The sequence below is a fragment of the Arthrobacter sp. TE12231 genome (assembly GCF_054062895.1).
Window position 1 is genome coordinate 1,360,648 of sequence record NZ_JBSSFS010000001.1, and the last position, 17,673, is coordinate 1,378,320.

Consider the following 17,673-nt stretch of genomic DNA (forward strand, 5'->3'; position numbering starts at 1 on the left):
CATGCATTTGGGGATTAGAAGAGGCTTAGGTGGGTTGACAAGGTCAAACCACCTAAGCCTCTCTTCTTGCGCCCTGCGCGCCCTTCGTCAGGAGGGATGGTTGCTCCAAAGATCGTAGCTTCCGGCCCCACCGGTGAATTGGTAGATGCGGAACCGATAGTACGAGGCCCCTGTCCCCAGATAGGCTATGCGTTCGCGTGGCGTCAGGGTCGCTGACGCGGCGACCGTGACCCATGTGGTGCCGTTCCAGCGTTCGAGGTAGAGATCAGTGTCCCGTCCCGCAGTCGCGGCGAGCCAGCCTTGGATATAGCCGGCGCCGGCCTGATACCACGAGGAACCGTCAGGTTGATAGCCGCTGACCCCGTTCGCGGTGAGGTTGCCGTTCCACTTGCGGGCAAAGCGGTTCGGTGATCCGTTGGGGTTGCTCACGATTCCGGTGACCGCGGTGCTTTTGATAACCGCCATGACGGTTGCGGGCGAAGCGTATGGGTTGCTCTTGAGATAGAGTGCCACCAATCCGGCCACGTGGGGGGCGGCCATCGACGTTCCCGAAATGGTATTGGTCGCAGTCGTGCTTCCGATCCACGCCGAGGTGATGTTGACTCCCGGATCAAATACGTCCAGGCACGTCCCCCAGTTGGAGAAGGATGCCCTGACGTCTGTGCCGCCAGTCAGGCTGGTTGCGCCGACAGTCAATGCTGATGGAGTGGAGGACGGAGAATAGTTGCAGGCGTTGTCGTTGCTATTGCCGGCCGCTAAGGCATACGTGACTCCGCTTGCGATAGATCGCGTGACGGCGTCATTGGCTGCCTGGTTGAAACCGCCGCTGAGACTCATGTTGGCGACGGAGGGTCCGTTGTGGTTGTAGGTGACCCAGTCAATCCCGGCGATCACCGCGGAGAATGTCCCGGAACCTGTACAGTCCAGCACCCGGACTGCCACCAGCGACACCGACTTCGCCACGCCGTACGTGGATCCTCCGATGGTTCCGGAGACGTGCGTCCCGTGGCCGTTGCAGTCCTGTCCGTTGCGGCCGTCTCCTACGGAGTCGAAACCGACGCTGGCTCTGGTCCCGAACTGGGTGTGGGCGGTATTGATGCCGGTGTCGATGACGTAGGCGCTGACTCCTGAGCCGGTGTCGGTGTAGTTGTAGGTGCCATTGATGCCGGTACGTTGGTCCACGCGGTCGATGCCCCACGTGGCTCCCGTTTGTGTGGCGTCGGTGGTCACGTCGGGAGAAATGGATCCGAACTGGCCCGGTGCCTTGTTGGCCATGGGATCCGGCGGTGGTGCTTCTTTGGACGCCGTGACTTCGCCGTCTGGTTCCACGTAGTCGACGGCGGAGTCTTTGCGGACTCTGGCCAAATCCGCTTTGGACAAGGTTGCCGCGAACCCGGACAACGCAGCGGTATAGACATACTTCGTCTTCACATTATTGCGGCGCGCAACCGCCGCAGCATCAGATCCATTTTTGAGGACGACGATGAAGTGATCTGCGATGACTTTGCCGTGCCCAGGCTTAAGCGTGGCATCCGGTGGAGGAGACGCCTGGCCGGGTAGTGCGCCCCCTGCGACAAGCAGGGCACTCAGGCACGTCGCCACGATGCTCAGGCGCTGGACGGTTGGTCGTTGGGATTTTGCTTCACTTCTTGCGGATGCACGCCTGGCTGAAGTGCTCATCGAACTCCTTCGTGGGTTTGCGGCCCCTGCAGAAGTCCCTTTCCCGAATCCGTGCCGGGTGCGACGTTCATGATGTGCTCCTGTCCCGGTGGAGGACGCGATTAAACGAACCATATGGGGAGACGCGGATAACGTTTGATAGCAGCCGCCGCCTCAACGACTTCTGGCTGCTAGAGCGCAGTCAATCCCTTAAGAGAAAAAAGCACACGGGTGGTCCGCGCACCGCCGGCCTACTTGGTCCTACTCGCGTTGCCCCACGGGACACCCCCAATATGTCGGCAGTGTGCAGATGCTGCCGGGGGGATTTGACTACTTCGAAGGCGGAGCGGAATCAGCAATGACCGGTGCATCCAGTCTTTCCGAGAAATGGTTCAATACAGAGAAAAGCTCGTCTTCAAGGTCGGAATAAGCAGCTTCCCAGGCCACTTCTCCTGTGTCCGTATTCCGTCCGAGCTCCGGATTCTTGATGAGTTGGATTTCCCGGTCGGTGGTCGCTTCTGGCCCGCAAACCTCCCGGGCATGGATTGTCGCCTGTTCGGAGAGGCGGGCAAAAGTTTCAGGTGAATCCACCAGCATTTCCACGCAGGAAGCCAGGTCTTCAGGGTCTTCAGGGGCGGCAAGGAGGCCGCTCGTCCCGTGGGTTACGAATTCGGGGATAGCTGAAATCGCTGTGGACACCGGAACAAGTCCGGAACTCATGGCCTCGCCAATGGAGACTCCCTGGGAATCCCAGCGCGTAGGGCTGAGAAAAATGCCATGGTCGGCATGAAGACGGGCGATATCCTCCTGGCGTAGAAATGCTTTGGTGAGGTGCACATTTTCCAATCCCCGAAGCGGCTCGAGTGTCTCATCGAAAAACGGGCCGTCGCCGTAGATGCTGAACTGCATCTTGTCAAAGGAAGGCGATTGGCGAAGGGTGAGGATTGTCTTCACAACCAGATCGTTGGCATATTTGTACCCCGTGAACGGTTTGATGATGAGCACTTTATGCCGCAGGGCCGGATCTTTAGGAATGTAAGGGAAAAGCTCGGTGTCAACCACATTTGGTATGACGCTTACGTTCGAAACGCGAACTCCCGCATCCGGCTCTACGCTGTGTTTCAGGAACCAATTGGAGACGGTGACAAACCTGATATCACGATGTTCGGCCTGATAGAGCTGTCGCAGGAACGGGACTTTTTTGTTCTCGCCGTGCGCTCTGAGGCTCTTCACTCTATCCATGAATCCTGCAACGTCGACGGCGTCGTACCATCGCCGGTGCCAACTTAGGGTCTCGTAGCCATGAAGCCACGCGATGATCGGAGTTGACGGTTTGTGGGTGCTTAGCGGGGCAATGATGTAGTCCAATGGGAAATGGACCAGAAAGCTTGCGTGATCAGAGGCCAAGATATATTGCGTGTAAATGTCTCGATTCCCCGTAGTGACAGTGACTCCGTCGAAAACGTAGGTTCTTAGCTCGGGTTCATTGGCATCGATGCGAAAAACGTCAATAGCCAGGCCGGCGTCGAGATATTTCTTTACTCTGCGATGTAAAAACCCATAGTTGTAGATATTGGAATCATTAGGGTAAGCATTAGCTATGACCAAATATCTATCTTCAGCCACGTGGCTTACTCCTGTCATTGGGGCAGATCGACACGCAAAATAGTTGCGCCGCACTAACTAAAGCGTGCTCCGAAGCCATTCCGCGGCATTGTCCAATTGCTCGTGAAATACCGTGGGAACGGGAGGGTTGTGGGCTTTCGGACCCTCGTAGACGTGGAAGCGCACATTGTCAGCGTTGGGGCCTGCTTCGATGACATCGCGGAACGGCCGGTAGTGCTGTTCGACGTGTGCGAAGTCATTGCTGTTCTGAACGTAGTACACAAGATTGGGCTGATGCTGGCTGTACCGGACTAGAGCTGAAGACCTGGGGCCCAGCGGGATAGACCAGTCTTCTTCTGGTGTCAGTGACCATGGCCCATCCGGGGCGAGGTGCGGCATGACGGTTTCGACGTACCTGCGCTGTGCTCCCATAAGGGTCCCGTTAATGAGGTAGTTCGCGATGCTCGTCTGGCAGCTGAACGGCAACGCCATACTCCCAGGGATGTAAGTTGCCATTTGCAGAGCCGCCAGCCCGCCACCCGAAGACCCCAGGAAGAGAATTCCTTTCGCGCCGACTGCATCGGCAGCCGAACAGGCCCACTCCGCCAGGAGCGGGTACAAGTCGAGGTTTGCGGAGCCCGTGTACCAGGCCAGCTCCAAATCGTCGCGATGATGAAGCGTGGGGTCCGAGAAGTACAAGCTGCTGAATTCCGTGGTCAACAGGCTCCGCAGCCACTCGAAGCGGGGTAGTTGGTATTTGTTGCGGTCGGTAGCGCCGTGGAGGCTTACAACCAGCAGATCTGAGTTCTTGTTGACGAGAAGTGCCTCCAGGGGCAGGCCGTCCGACAAGACGGCAGAGTACCTGCTGGCTCCGTGACCAGAAGCTGGCGCAAAGGGGAGGTGGGCAGAGACCTCTGTGACGGGTACATTCGTCGCACCAGCGTCGATCCTGTCGGCAGGTATCACGGGAATCGTTTGCAGCATGGATACATGGTAGCCATGTTCCGATCAGCCATTTCCTCACCGCGGCTGTCCTCGCTGGTCTCGATGACTTGGGAGTCCAGTAATTTCAAGTGGCGTGCGATGGGGTGCCAGCCGCTAGAGCTATGTCACTTCCAGGGGCAAGGGGAGGGACACCGTGACCAAACGATATATAGTGGTCCCGTTTGGATGCGCCATCTGCGCCCAACGCAATGAAATTTACTGCAGCTACTGGGGGACTAGTGACACTACGACTAACCGTGATCGGTACGGGATACCTCGGCGCGACCCATGCGGCATGCATGGCGGAGCTCGGCTTCGAGGTACTCGGGGTCGACGTCGACAAGGAAAAGATCGACAGCCTCAGCCGAGGCGAATTGCCCATCCACGAGCCCGGCCTGCCGGAGCTCCTGCGCAAGCACACTGCGTCCGGCCGCCTGCGCTTCACCACTTCGTTCGAAGAAGCCGGCGCCTTCGGTGATGTCCACTTCATCGCCGTCGGCACCCCGCAGCGTGCCGGTGAGCACGCTGCCGACATGACCTACGTTGACGCGTCCGTGGCAGCCATTGCCCGCGCCGCGACGAAAGACTCCCTGATCGTCGGGAAGTCCACCGTTCCGGTGGGCTCCGCACGCCGTCTCAAGGGTCTCGTCGCCGAAGAAGCGCGCGACGGCGTCACCGTCAACTTCGCCTGGAACCCCGAGTTCCTGCGCGAGGGCTTCGCCGTGGAGGACACCCTGCGTCCCGACCGCCTGGTCATCGGGGTGGATTCCGCCTCCGCCGAAGCGACTCTGCGCGAGGTCTACGCCGACGCCATCAGCCGAGAAACCCCGTTCATCTCCACCGACTTTGAGACGGCTGAACTGGTCAAGGTTGCGGCGAACGCCTTCCTGGCGACCAAGATCTCCTTCATCAACGCCTTCTCCGAGGTCACCGAGACCGTCGGCGGCAACATCCGCACCCTGGCCGACGCAATCGGCCTCGACGCCAGGATCGGCCGCCGCTTCCTCAACGCCGGCATCGGCTTCGGCGGCGGCTGCCTGCCCAAGGACATCCGGGCGCTCCAGGCACGGGTATCCGAGCTCGGCCTGGACAGCACCATGCGCTTCCTGAATGAAGTCGACGAAGTGAACCTCCGCCGTCGTGACCGCGCCGTCCACGTCGCCGAGACGTTGCTGGGCGCGCTGGAAGGCAAGCGCGTCGCCGTCCTCGGCGTCGCGTTCAAGCCCAACAGCGACGACGTCCGTGACTCACCGGCACTGGACGTCGCCGCCAGGCTCTTCAACAGCGGAGCGGACGTCAGCGTCTACGACCCCGCCGCCAATGCCAACGCCGCCAAGCGCTACCCGCGCCTGAACTACGTTGACTCCCTGGCGACGGCCGTGGCGGACGCCGACCTGGTCATGCTGCTGACGGAATGGAACGAATTCGTGAACGTCGATCCCGCTGAGCTGGCCGCCGCTGTGTCCCACAAGCGCATGTTTGACGGACGCAACGTCCTGGACCACGAGAAGTGGACCGCGGCAGGCTGGGACATCGTCTCGCTTGGCCACAAGAGCGAACTGCTGGAGCTCGCCGCCGCCAACTAGCGGCACCTCGGCCTGACAGCTGATACAACACGTTCAACAAGGAAGGATCCCGCCGGAGCAAACGCTCTGGCGGGATCCTTCCCTTGGTTAACGGACAGCTTAACGGAATGTGGCCGGACACCTGGGTGTCCGGCCACAGCAGGAGGCGCTCAGCGCCTCACAGGGACGCGTAGAGCTTGCCTGTGGTGGTGAGGGAGCCGTTGGTGTGGAAGAGGGCGGAGCAACCCATCCTGATGTCGCCTGCCGGGCGGGTCTTCCAGGCGAAGCGCTCGACGAACGGCATGGCGCGCAGGCCGGCGACGGTGGCCCGCATGAAGTCCTCGGTCTGCGCCCGGGTATAGATGGAAGGCTGTGTAGCCGTAGCGTTCCAGTCGGCCACCGCGTACTCGGTCACCCAGATGGGCTTGCCATATTTCTCGTGCATCATGGTGATCTTGTTCAGGAAGTCATCGGCCCTGGGCCAGGCGTAGACGTGCGTTGTCAAGAAGTCCACACGGAGGCCCTTGTTCTTGGCCTTGGTCATGAAGTCGGCCAGCCACGCACTGCGGGGGCTGGTGCACGCCGGGGACCCGAGCCGCAGCCCGGTTGCCATCAGCTTGGGCCAGAGCTCGATGGCCCTGTCCACGCTCATGTTCGCCTGGGCCGTGTTGTCGGGCTCGTTGAAGCCCAGGAGGTGCTTGGTCTTCGTTTCCGCCAGCTGGCGCGATACCCAGCCCAGGGCATCCTGCTCCAGCAGCGTGCGTTCGCTCTTGACCATGGGAACAAAGGGCGGGTTGGTGGTGACGTTGTAGTGCGCCCCCCACGTGTAGTGCCAGTCCAGCTTCAGGCTCTTGATCTGCGTGAGCGCCAAGGCGTCTTTCCCGCCCCAACCGAACCCCTTCTGCGTATCGGCGGGCAGCGTGACGGCGGGGACGGTCGGGATCGCGGTCGGGGCCGTAGCTGCCTGTGCGATTCCGGCATTGGCGGCCAGCAGGGCGCCGGGCGCCGCCATTGCAGCCAGGGGCATAGTGAGAAACTTACGGCGTTCCATGAGTTCCCTTCGTGGAAGGTTGCTGGGTTCTGTGACTGCTGCGGGGACAACAAAGGCCAGCGGCGGCGTGCGTCCCGACGGATTCCGCTCACGGATGGCGGCGTCGGGGTGTGACTGCTCTGGCCTGTGGGGTCCCTGATTCAGTTGTGGCTGAAGTCAACATAGCACGGCAAATACTCAGGAAAGTCCCGGTTTTACACAGGAAAGACGCAGTTTTCTGCGGGCCACCAGCGGCAACCGGCACTGGCTGAAGGTCGGTCCTAGAGGGAGTGGTAGAGCTCGCCGGTGGGGGTGAGGGAGCCGTTGCTCCGGAACAGGGCGGAGGCGCCCATGATGGGGTCGCCGTGGGCCCGCGTTTTCCAGGCGAAACGCTCCACGTACGGCATCTTCCGGAGTCCGGTGACGGTCTCATTCATGAACGCCAGGATTTCCTTCTCCGTGAACCGGCTGGGCGACTTCGCAGTGGCCTTCCAGTCGGCGACGGCGTATTCGGTGATCCAGACGGGCTTCCCGTAGCGTTCGTGCAGTTTCTCCACCGTGCGGAGGAACGAGTCCCCGTGGGGCGGCGCGTACCAGTGCATCGCGACAAAATCCACCCGCAGGTCCTTCTTGGATGCCTGGTCCATGAAATTTTTGAGCCAGTCGCCCAGCGCCTGAACCGGGGCCGGAGAGCCCAGCCTGAGGCCGGCCTGTTCCAGCTGGGGCCAGAGACTGATGGCAGTGTCCACGGACATGTCCGCCTGGCCGGTGTGGTCGGGTTCGTTGAAGCCGAGGAGATTGTCGGCGCCTGTCCAGGACACTTCGGACCGCACCTGCTCTATGGCCTTCCGTTCCAAGGAGCCGCGCCCCCAGACCATTGGCACAAATTCAGCGGCCTGGCTCGAAGCAGCCCGGAGGGGCGGGTAGTCAGGTCCCCAGTCGTAGAACCAGTCCAGGTTCAGGGAATCCAGCTCCTTGAAACCGAATCCGCCGAAGCGCGGCATGCCGAGGCCCTTGCTCGCGTACGGGGGTATGGGTCGACGAGGCAGTGGTGTGGGCGAGGTCGACGGCGGTCGGGGGCCGGGCGAAGTATCGGGGGTGCACGCCGCCAGGGCGGCGGCGGCTGAGGCCGCCACTGATAGTCGTAGAAAGTCCCTGCGGTCCACTTGCACCCCCTGGCGTCGCCGTCGGTTCAGGGTCGAATCCGGGGTACCAGATCCGCCGACGGACAACGTGATGCTGGCAACCCGCATCCTTGCCTGCTGAACACTAATTGTTTCACGAAAGGCCTTCTCGGCTCACATCGAGGCCCGGGTCCCGGGCAGCCCTGCCGGTGGTTGTCCGGCGCCTACGCGCCGCTGAACTCCGCCGTCCGGTAGCCGACGCCGAGCAGCTCTTCAATAGCTGCCACCGTCCGGGCCGCAGCCTTGCCGTCGCCGTAGGGATTCACGGCGTTTGCCATGGCCGCGAAGTGCGCGGAATCGTGCAGGAGGCTGGTCACCTCGGCAACAATCCGTTCCTCGTCCGTGCCGATCAGCTTCACGGTGCCGGCTTCCAGGGCCTCTGGCCGCTCGGTGTTGTCCCGCATCACCAGGACCGGCTTGCCGAGGCTGGGTGCTTCCTCCTGCACTCCGCCAGAGTCCGTGAGGACGATGTGTGCTCGGGAGAGCAGCCGGGTGAATTCGCCGTAGGCCAGAGGTTCCGTCACCAGGACGTTGGCTTTGCCCTCCAGCGCGGGCAGGACGGCCTCCCGCACCACCGGGTTCTTGTGGGCCGGCAGCACGATCACCAGGTCCGGCTCGGCGTCGGCGATCCGGGCCAGGGCCCGTCCCACGCTGCGCATGGATTCGCCCTGGTTTTCCCGCCGGTGCGTGGTGACGAGCAGGACCCGACGGTCGCCGGCCGCCAGTGCTTCCAGCCGGGAGTCTGTGAAGGGGAGCTGCTTGTCGACGGTGGCGAGCAGGGCGTCGATCACGGTGTTTCCCGTGACCACGATGTCCTCGGCGCTGATGCCTTCCTTCAGCAGGTTCTCCCTGCTGGTGGAGGTGGGCGCCAGGTGCAGGCGGGTGATCTGGCTGGTGATCTTTCGGTTGGCTTCCTCGGGGAACGGCGAGAGCAGGTCTCCGCTGCGCAGCCCGGCCTCGACATGGACCACCGGGATGCCGTGGTAGAACGCCGCGATGGCGGCGGCCGTGGAGGTGGTGGTGTCGCCCTGGACGACGACGGCGTCCGGCCGGGTGCCGGCGAAGAGCTTCTCCAGTCCGTCGATGGTCCGCGTCATGATGGCCGAGAGCGACTGCCCCTGCTGCAGGATGTTCAGGTCATGGTCCGGAACAATGCCGAACAGTTCGTTGACCTGGTCCAGCATCTCGCGGTGCTGCCCCGTGACCGTCACGATGCAGCGGAAGAGCGGAGACTCCTGCAGCGCGCTGACGATCGGCGCCATCTTGATGGCTTCCGGCCTGGTTCCGAAGATCGGCATGATGCTGTGCATGGTTATTCCCCAAGGGTGTGCGAATGGTTGGTAAGGTCTGTGGCCCGGCTTAGCCGAGCAGCAGGGCCAGCACGATGGCCGGCACGGCCAGGGCTACGACGAGAACGGCTAGAAGAGCCACCCGCCGTTTGCGCCGGTGGAGCATGTCGCGGGCGACTTGCTGGGATTCCTTCTCCTGGATGGCGGCTTCCAGGCCCGACTCTGCCGGGTTTGAATCCGCGGGTTCCTCCGGGTCCTGAAATACAGGAGCCTGCGCGGCTGCTGGCGGCGGCGCGTTGAGCGGAAGAGGGTCCGCCCCGGGCACCAGAAGGGCGTCCGGGATCTCCGTGTGCATGCGCCGCTTGCGCAGGTGCCGGGGTGCGGCAACCAGCGGGGCAGCACCGTCGGGAGAGTGTTCCAGCGTGTCCTCCTCGCCTCGGTCAGATGCCCGAACCGGCTGACCAGTTCAACCGGATGAGGTTCAATTGTTACATTTCCGCCCCGTGATTGGCGCATTCCGGCCTAAAGGTGGCATCGATCAGGCCTCCCGTTTCGACCACAAACCGCCGGATCCACTGGAAGACATCCAGGTCCGGGTGGGAGGCAACCATCTGGACGTCCGCCGTCGTGCATTGCCCGATCAGGCGACCCGCGCGGGTGACGTGATAGCTGGATGTCACCACGGTGACGGACTTCCAGCCGTTGGCTTCGATGAGCCGGGAGATCGACTCAGCCTCGCCGCGGGTGTCCAGGTCCGGGGGCCTGAAACAGATGAGGTCCGGGTTGGGGAAGGCTGTGGAATTGCACGTCTCATCCGCGCTCCGGTTGCCCACGGTGTCCGTGTGGGAGATCACCAGGACCGGGATGTGGAATTCGGCTTGGAACTGGCGTGCCACCGGGAGTCGCTCAGATGCCGCCCCGCCGAGCATGATGACGGCGTCGGTCCGGTGAACGCTGAGCGGATCCACGTTGACGAACATCTGGGTGGCAATGATCAGCGCTAACAGGAGGCCTCCGACGGCGAAGGCAAGCACCCTGCGGGTGGCGGTATTGACCGCGGCGACGGAAGGAGGCACGGCTAAGAGTTTGGCATGCGGTTTTCAGGTGGCGAAATGGTGCGGCATTACTGCGCAGAAGCTTGCAAACAAAAATGCGTGATGCAGTTGTGATTTAAGGGATCAAAGTTAGTGGGGTGACAGGCGGGAATTGGCGTTTATGCTGTAGGCACCTTACGTCGCTCCCACCACCAGGTCTCCGCCGGCGGTCTCACCCCTAAGCGAGCAATCTTGCGAAAACTGAACATAGCGGCAACAGTGATTGCCGCCGTGATGCTGGCAGCAGCGTTGCCCCAAACCGCTGTGGCGGCCGTTCCCTCGGTTGCTGTTCCGGCCGTTGCTGTTCCAGCGGGTGCCGTTCCTGCGGTGTCGGACCCGAGCCCTCAGGGGCAGGTGGATGACTTTGTCCGGCCCGAGCCGCCGGCCAACAAGGCGAGGAGCGAATACACCTACGTAAGCGCGCCGCTGGCAGGCACCCTGAAGACCACCCTGGTGACCGTCCAGCTCGCCGACAAGACCGCAGCGGAGACGGACGCCGCCGTGCCGATGGCCGCGGCGAAGGCCTCGCTCAGCGCGGCCAACCGCTACTGGGCCCACGCCACCGCCGGGCGCGTGGACATTGCCCTGAGCTCGTCCCGACTGCTGCACAAGTCGGCTGCGACCTCAACGCAGTCGCCGTCGCAGATCGTGGACACGGTCTCCCAGGAGCTGGGCTGGACGCAGAGCCCCTACACCGCGCTGGTGATCTTCATCCCCGGCGCGTACCTGAGCAATGGCACCGCCGGCATGACCTACAGCAACGGCACCACGGGCGGGCGCATCCTGATGCCGCAGAACAGCCGGCTCGCAACCCCCGTGCTGACCCATGAGTTCGGGCATGCCCTGGGCATGGACCACGCCAACAGCCTGCTGTGCGGCAGCGGGGCCATGGACGTGGCCTCCGGCCCCTACGCGGGCTTTGCCGATCCCACCTGCAGCATCAAGCCCTATGGCGACAACCTGGACCTCATGGGGATCTCGCACTGGGACGTCATGCCGGAAATCAGCGCCAGCCTCTGGGAAATGGGCCGGTTCGGCAACGGCAACGAGATCACCAACCTGGGCACAGTCTCCGGGCCCCGCAAGGTGACCCTCGCACCCTGGGCCGGCGACGCCGCCAACCGGGCGGCGAAGTTCACCGACCCGAAATCCGGCGAGGTCTACTACCTCGAGCTCCGGGCTCCGGTGGGCTACGACTCCGTGATCGCGCAGGCCGGAAACCGCGGCGTCAAGATCACCCAGCAGGGCGGCGGCAACTCCTCGATCCTGCTCCCGCCGGACACCCGCGCCGCCGCCTTCAACGGCTACTACAGCAACACCCAGGCCTGGCAGGCCGGACAGACCTTCACCACGCACGCCGGCACCAAGGTGAGCATCGATTCGGTCACCGACACCGCGGCCAGCGTGACCATCCGCCCGCCGGGAGCGCCCGCGGTCGGCTACGTCGAGTCCATGGCCATCAACCGCTCCGGCGCCAAGGCCAGCCTTGACATTGCCGGCTGGGCGTACGACACCGCCAAGCCCTCCGAATCATCCACGGTCCACATCTACGTGACCCCGCCCGGCGGCACCGCAACCGGCTACGCCGTCGCAGCCAACCAGGCCCGCGCGGACGTTAACAAGGTCATGCAGGTGACCGGCAACCACGGGTTCACCCGTTCCTTCAATCTGACCGCAGCCGGCGTATATAAGGTCTGCGTCTACGCCCTCAGCAGCGCCGAACCAACGGACCTAGGCTGCAAGTCCCTGACCCTTGCGGGGACGCCGGCCACCGCCGGCTATCTCGAGTCCCTGACACTCACCAGGACCGGCGGAGCAACGGTGCTGCGGGCCACGGGCTGGAGTTACGATCCCGGGACGCCCACAGCGTCCATCCCGGTCCACCTCTACGTGACCGATCCGGCAGGCAAAACGACGTCCCAGGCCATCACCGCCAACAAGAGCCGCGCCGACGTCAACCTGGTGATGTCCGTGACGGGAAGCCACGGCTTCACCTCGGACCTCCCCGTGACCATGAGCGGGCAGTACAAGGTATGCGCCTACGGCATGGCCGTCACGGCATTCAGCCTCGGCAACAGCCTCCTGGGCTGTAAATACGTGACGCCACGGGCAACACCGGCGCCCGCCGGCTTCCTGGAAAGCACCGTGGTCAAGACGGACGCAGCGACGGCCACCATCACGGCCACCGGGTGGAGCCTGGATCCCGGAACTCCGGCCGCCTCCATCCCGGTCCACCTCTACGTCACCGACCCCAAGGGTGTGACCAAGAGTTCCGCATATACCGCCAACCAGTCCCGGGCCGACGTCAACACGGTCATGGGGACCACCGGAAACCACGGCTACCGGGTGGCGCTGCCGGTCACGACGCCGGGTGACTACAAGATCTGCGCCTACGGCATCGCCGTCAGCGTCTTCCCGCTGGGCAACAGCCTCCTGGGCTGCTCGACCGTGCGTGTCGCCGCCACGCCCGCACCGATCGGGTACTACGAGTCCCTCAAGGTCCAGCTCGGCGGGATGGGATCCGCGCTCGTGGCCAGCGGCTGGGCGCTGGATCCGGGGCTGACGCGGGCAAACGTCCCCGTCCACCTGTACGTCACGTCCCCGGACGGCACCACCACGGGCACGGCGTATGTGGCCAACCGGTACAGGGCCGACGTCAACTCGGTCTTCCAGGTCTCCGGCAACCACGGCTACCGGATTGTCATCCCGGTCACCAAACGCGGCGTGTACACCGTCTGCTCCTGGGGGCTGGGCGTGGCAGGGATGTCCTCGGGCAACACCCAGTACGGCTGTCTCAAGGCCACCTTCTAATACCCGTTCGCCGGTGTCAGCCCCTCGCGGTAGCGTAGGGCTGTGCCTGAAACTCCCGTGTCTGAAGCTCCCGTGCCTGTAACGGCCGTGTCCGAAACCCAGCCCGCGGAGGCCGGCCTGACCGTGGCCGGGCTCTCGGAGTCGCAGCTGCTGGAGCGCATCTTCCCGCGGCTCATTGTTCCGGAGCCCGCCGGCGGGCCGGAGGCGCCCACGTCCTTGCTGCTCGGGCCGGGGGATGACGCCGCGATTGTCGCGGCGCCGGACGGGCGGACGGTCCTGAGCATCGACACCCAGGTGGCTGACCAGGACTTCCGGCTGCAATGGAACAACGGCTACCGGACCAGCGGGTACGACGTCGGCTGGAAGGCCGCCGCGCAAAACCTCAGCGACATCAACGCCATGGGTGCCCGGTCCACGTCCCTTGTGGTGAGCCTGACCATGCCGCCGGAAACCCCGGTGTTCTGGGTGGAGGATTTCGCGGACGGCCTCACCGCCGGCATCCGGGAGCTGGGCGCTCGCGGCTGCACGGTGGCTGGCGGGGACCTGGGCCGCGGCCGCGAACTGGCCGTCAGCGTGGCGATCGTGGGCACCCTGGACGGCAAGGAGCCGGTCCTGCGCTCCGGGGCCCGGCCGGGTGACACGGTGGCCCTGGCCGGAACGGTGGGCCGCGCCGCCGCCGGTCTGGCGCTGCTGGAATCGGAGATCAACGTCGTGGAGCTGACGGCCGCACAGCGAGCCCTCATGGACACCCAGTGCCGGCCGCTGCCGCCGCTCGCCGCGGGCCCTGCGGCCCGTGACGCCGGCGCGTCGGCCATGATGGACATTTCGGACGGCCTGGTCCGCGACGGCAACCGCATGGCCGCGGCCAGCCATGCCGTGCTGAACCTGGACGCCGCCGCACTGAAGGAACTCGCCGTTCCGCTGCTGCCGGCGTCGGAGCTGCTGGGGGCAGACCCGATGCCTTGGGTCCTGGGCGGGGGCGAAGACCACGGGCTGTTGGCCACATTCCCCGCGGGGGTTCAGCTCCCTGCCGGTTTCACTGCGATAGGCTCGGTAGAGACCCCTGCACCAACTGAAAGCACGGGAGTAAAGATCGCGGGCAGGCCCGCTGACGCTGTGGGATGGGATCACTTTGCAGACTAAAATTGCCGCCAACGCGCAAGCGATGAAGCGGTGGTTGAGCAAGGCGGAGACAACGCTCGGAAACCACAGCGACCGCCTGAACGCCATCAACATCTTTCCCGTGGCCGACGGCGACACCGGCACCAACCTCTACCTGACCGCCCGGGCTGCGGCCCGCGCCGCTGACCCCGCCCAGCACGACGTCGGCGCCGTCCTGGCGCAGGCCGGCCAGGCGGCCATGGAACAGGCCCGCGGCAACTCGGGAACACTGTTTGCCGTGTTCCTCTGCGCCGCCGCCGAACCGTTGGCCGGACACACCCGGATCAGCTCGCCGCTGCTGGCTGCGGCCCTGAACCGGGCCCAGCTCCGGGCCTGGTCCGCGCTGAGTGATCCCGTGCCCGGCACCATGCTCTCCGTCATGGAAGCCGCTGCCCGCGCCGTGGCCGCCGTGGACTCCGCGCACGACGGCGATGACAGCAACCAGACCCTCGGCCTGGCCCTGGACGCCGCCGTCGAGGCAGCCCTGGCCGCCGTGGTGCACACGGAGGACCAGCTCGCTGCCCTGCACGCCGCCCATGTGGTGGACGCCGGCGGCGTGGGCATGCTCCTGATCCTGGACTGCCTCCGCTCCGCCGTGCTGGGCGAGGAGCTCCAGAGCGAACTGCTGGACGGCCTGCACGGCTACGACGTCCAGGATCCGCACATCCACGTCGGCATGCCCCGCGACGACGGCGTCGAACTCATGTGCACCATCTCTCTGTCCCCGCTGGACGCCGCCATGATGCGGCAGCGGCTCGACGAAATGGGCGACTCCGTGATCATGAGCCAGGTGGGCGGCGCCGTGGATGCTGCCGGGCACTACCGCTGGCGCGTCCACGTCCACGTCCTGGATGCCGAACCTGCCGTTGCGCTGATCCGTTCCCTGGGCGAGCCCACGGACATCTCCGTGAGCGAGCTCGCCCTGCCGCGCGACCCGGAGACAGAGGCCGCCGTCACCGCTGCCGCCGTGGCCCCGGTACTGGCCGCTGAAACCCGAAACCCCGACGGATATGCACGCTGAACTTGAACTGGGCCTGGAACGCCGGATCGGTAAGCGCTCCGCGGCTGTCATCGAAAAACACCTCGGCATCACCACCGTCGGCGGGCTCCTGAACTACTTCCCGCGCCGCTATCTCAGCCGCGGCGAGCTGACACCCATCAGCGAGGTCCCGCTGGATGAGGAAGTGACCCTGATCGCCCGGGTGATCTCCAACAGCACCCGGGCCATGCGCGCCCGGCGCGGTTCACTCACCGACGTCGTGATTTCCGACGACGCCGGGACCGCCGGTTCCGGACGGGCCGCCGGCGGACTGCCGGGCACGCTCAAGGTCAGCTTCTTCAACGGGTTCCGGGCCAAGGCCGAGCTCCAGCCGGGCCGGCGCGCCATGTTTTCCGGCAAGGTCACGCGCTACGGCGGCTCCCTGGGCCTGACCAACCCCGATTTCCTGCTGCTCGACGAGGACCCCGACACCCCGGGCCTGGACCCGGAGAAGCTCGCGGCCATGCCGATCCCGGTGTACCCGGCCACCGCGAAACTCACCAGCTGGTCCATCCAGAAGGTCATCTCGACCCTGCTGGACACCCTGGAGCTCGAGGCCCTCGGCGACCCGCTGCCCGCGGAGATCGCGGCGCGGGAGAAATTCCTGCCGGTCGCGGACGCCTACCGGCTGATCCACACACCGCAAACCCCGGCCGACTGGCAGCGCGCCCGGGACCGCTTCCGCTACCAGGAAGCCCTGGTGCTCCAGTCGGCCCTCGCCCGCCGCCGGGCCCAGCTGGCCGCCGAGGAAGCGACGGCCCGGCGCCCGGCACCAAACGGGCTGCTGCCCGCCTTCGACCGCCAGCTGCCGTTCACGCTGACCGCCGGGCAGGCCGCCGTCGGCAAGACGCTCTCCGAGGAGCTCGCGCAGGACTCGCCGTTGAACCGGCTGCTCCAGGGCGAGGTGGGTTCGGGCAAGACCATCGTGGCCCTGCGCGCCATGCTGCAGGTGGTGGACGCCGGGGGACAGGCGGCCCTGCTCGCCCCCACCGAAGTCCTTGCCGCCCAGCACTACGAATCCATCCGGCGCACGCTCGGACCGCTGTCCCGGGACGGGATGCTCGGCGGGTTCGGTCCGGACGCCGTCCAGGTCACGCTCCTCACCGGCTCCATGCCCACCGCGGCGCGGAAGCAGGCCATGCTCGACGCGGCCTCCGGGACAGCCGGAATCGTGATAGGCACCCACGCCCTGCTCAGCGAGACCGTGTCCTTCTACGACCTCGGGCTGATCGTGGTGGACGAACAGCACCGTTTCGGCGTCGAACAGCGCGACGCCCTCCGGGCCAAGGCGAGCAAACCCCCGCACCTGCTGGTCATGACCGCCACCCCGATTCCCCGGACCGTGGCCATGACCGTCTTCGGGGACCTCGAAACCTCGGTCCTGGACGAACTCCCCGCGGGCCGCGCGCCGATCTCCACCCACGTGGTGGGGCTCGCCGAGCACCCGGCCTGGGCCGGCCGCATCTGGTCCCGCTCGCGGGAGGAGATCGACGCCGGCCACCAGGTCTACGTGGTGTGCCCCAAGATCGGCGAGGACGACGACGGCGACTTCACCCCGGGCGAGGCCGAACCGTCCGCCGCGGACCTGGAAGGCGAGAACGGCGCGCGGGAGCTCGCCTCCGTCACCGGCGTCGTGGAACACCTCCGGGACGAGCCGGCCCTGGCCGGGGTGCCGGTCGCGCCACTGCACGGCCGGCAGGATCCGGCCCTGAAGTCCGAGACCATGGCCTCCTTCACGGCCAACCGGACCAAGCTGCTGGTCTCCACCACCGTGATCGAGGTCGGCGTGGACGTGCACAACGCCACGCTCATGGTGATCCTGGACGCGGACCGTTTTGGCATCTCCCAGCTCCACCAGTTGCGCGGCCGGGTGGGCCGCGGCGGCCTGCCGGGGACCTGCCTGCTGGTCACCACCCTGGAGCCGGGTCATCCGAGCCGCCGCCGGCTGGACGCCGTGGCGGCCACCACGGACGGCTTTGAGCTCTCCCAGGAGGACCTCAAACTGCGCCGGGAGGGCGACATCCTGGGCGCCTCGCAGTCCGGCGGGCGCTCCACACTGAAGCTGTTGCGCGTGCTCGAACACGAGGACGTGATTGCCCGGGCCAGGCAGGACGCCCAGCGGATCGTGGCCGCCGATCCCACGCTGGCGGGACAGCCCTTGCTCGCCGCGGCCATCGATGAATACTTGAACCCCGAGAAGGAGGCGTTCCTTGAACGCGGCTAGCACCACGAGCCAGGCAAACAGGTCCACG

At 65.1% G+C, this 17,673-nt stretch carries 13 protein-coding genes; 5 read left to right on the plus strand and 8 right to left on the minus strand.

Translation table 11 applies throughout. The annotated features are described in order from the left end of the window. Positions 1-87: 87 nt before the first annotated feature. The 3 genes from ACVWYS_RS06175 to ACVWYS_RS06185 all read right to left on the minus strand — a co-directional run bounded on the left by ACVWYS_RS06175 (position 88) and on the right by ACVWYS_RS06185 (position 4,248). Positions 88-1,794 (minus strand): S8 family peptidase, encoded by a 1,707-nt coding sequence (locus tag ACVWYS_RS06175; protein ID WP_456509474.1) that lies wholly within the window; start codon positions 1,792-1,794, stop codon positions 88-90. Positions 1,795-1,989: 195 nt separating this feature from the next. Further along, positions 1,990-3,285, minus strand: coding sequence for a glycosyltransferase family 4 protein (locus ACVWYS_RS06180; protein WP_456509475.1), 1,296 nt, complete (start codon positions 3,283-3,285; stop codon positions 1,990-1,992). Between the two features lie 57 nt (positions 3,286-3,342). Next, a complete protein-coding gene (locus tag ACVWYS_RS06185) occupies positions 3,343-4,248 on the minus strand; it encodes a hypothetical protein (RefSeq protein ID WP_456509476.1) in 906 nt (301 codons plus the stop codon). 209 nt (positions 4,249-4,457) lie between these two features. Between ACVWYS_RS06185 and ACVWYS_RS06190 the strand changes: the two genes are divergently transcribed. Beyond that, positions 4,458-5,834: a UDP-glucose dehydrogenase family protein gene (locus tag ACVWYS_RS06190; protein ID WP_456509477.1), complete on the plus strand. Its 1,377-nt coding sequence runs from the start codon at positions 4,458-4,460 to the stop codon at positions 5,832-5,834. A 157-nt stretch (positions 5,835-5,991) separates the two neighbouring features. Here ACVWYS_RS06190 and ACVWYS_RS06195 read toward each other — a convergent pair whose 3' ends face one another. From ACVWYS_RS06195 to ACVWYS_RS06215, 5 genes are all read right to left on the minus strand, one after another. Beyond that, positions 5,992-6,840: a glycosyl hydrolase gene (locus ACVWYS_RS06195; protein WP_456508704.1), complete on the minus strand. Its 849-nt coding sequence runs from the start codon at positions 6,838-6,840 to the stop codon at positions 5,992-5,994. Between the two features lie 284 nt (positions 6,841-7,124). Next, entirely contained in the window at positions 7,125-7,847 is a 723-nt protein-coding gene (locus ACVWYS_RS06200; RefSeq protein WP_456509478.1) for a glycosyl hydrolase, read from the minus strand. A gap of 344 nt (positions 7,848-8,191) precedes the next feature. Then, entirely contained in the window at positions 8,192-9,337 is a 1,146-nt protein-coding gene (gene wecB, locus ACVWYS_RS06205) for a non-hydrolyzing UDP-N-acetylglucosamine 2-epimerase (RefSeq protein WP_456509479.1), read from the minus strand. A gap of 49 nt (positions 9,338-9,386) precedes the next feature. Further along, the gene (locus tag ACVWYS_RS06210; RefSeq protein WP_456508707.1) at positions 9,387-9,671 is read right to left on the minus strand and encodes a hypothetical protein; all 285 of its coding nucleotides are present in this window, start codon (positions 9,669-9,671) and stop codon (positions 9,387-9,389) included. Positions 9,672-9,804: 133 nt separating this feature from the next. Further along, positions 9,805-10,392, minus strand: coding sequence for a YdcF family protein (locus tag ACVWYS_RS06215; RefSeq protein WP_456508708.1), 588 nt, complete (start codon positions 10,390-10,392; stop codon positions 9,805-9,807). Between the two features lie 210 nt (positions 10,393-10,602). On the opposite strand from ACVWYS_RS06215, the gene ACVWYS_RS06220 reads away from it, so the two are divergent. The 4 genes from ACVWYS_RS06220 to ACVWYS_RS06235 all read left to right on the plus strand — a co-directional run bounded on the left by ACVWYS_RS06220 (position 10,603) and on the right by ACVWYS_RS06235 (position 17,645). Beyond that, positions 10,603-13,221: a hypothetical protein gene (locus tag ACVWYS_RS06220; protein WP_456509480.1), complete on the plus strand. Its 2,619-nt coding sequence runs from the start codon at positions 10,603-10,605 to the stop codon at positions 13,219-13,221. Between the two features lie 117 nt (positions 13,222-13,338). After that, positions 13,339-14,364 (plus strand): thiamine-phosphate kinase, encoded by a 1,026-nt coding sequence (thiL, locus tag ACVWYS_RS06225; protein ID WP_456510279.1) that lies wholly within the window; start codon positions 13,339-13,341, stop codon positions 14,362-14,364. Positions 14,365-14,386: 22 nt separating this feature from the next. Then, positions 14,387-15,403, plus strand: coding sequence for a DAK2 domain-containing protein (locus ACVWYS_RS06230; protein ID WP_237563386.1), 1,017 nt, complete (start codon positions 14,387-14,389; stop codon positions 15,401-15,403). Beyond that, positions 15,393-17,645 (plus strand): ATP-dependent DNA helicase RecG, encoded by a 2,253-nt coding sequence (locus ACVWYS_RS06235; protein ID WP_456509481.1) that lies wholly within the window; start codon positions 15,393-15,395, stop codon positions 17,643-17,645. Before ACVWYS_RS06230 ends, ACVWYS_RS06235 begins: the two co-directional genes overlap by 11 nt. Positions 17,646-17,673 lie beyond the last annotated feature (28 nt).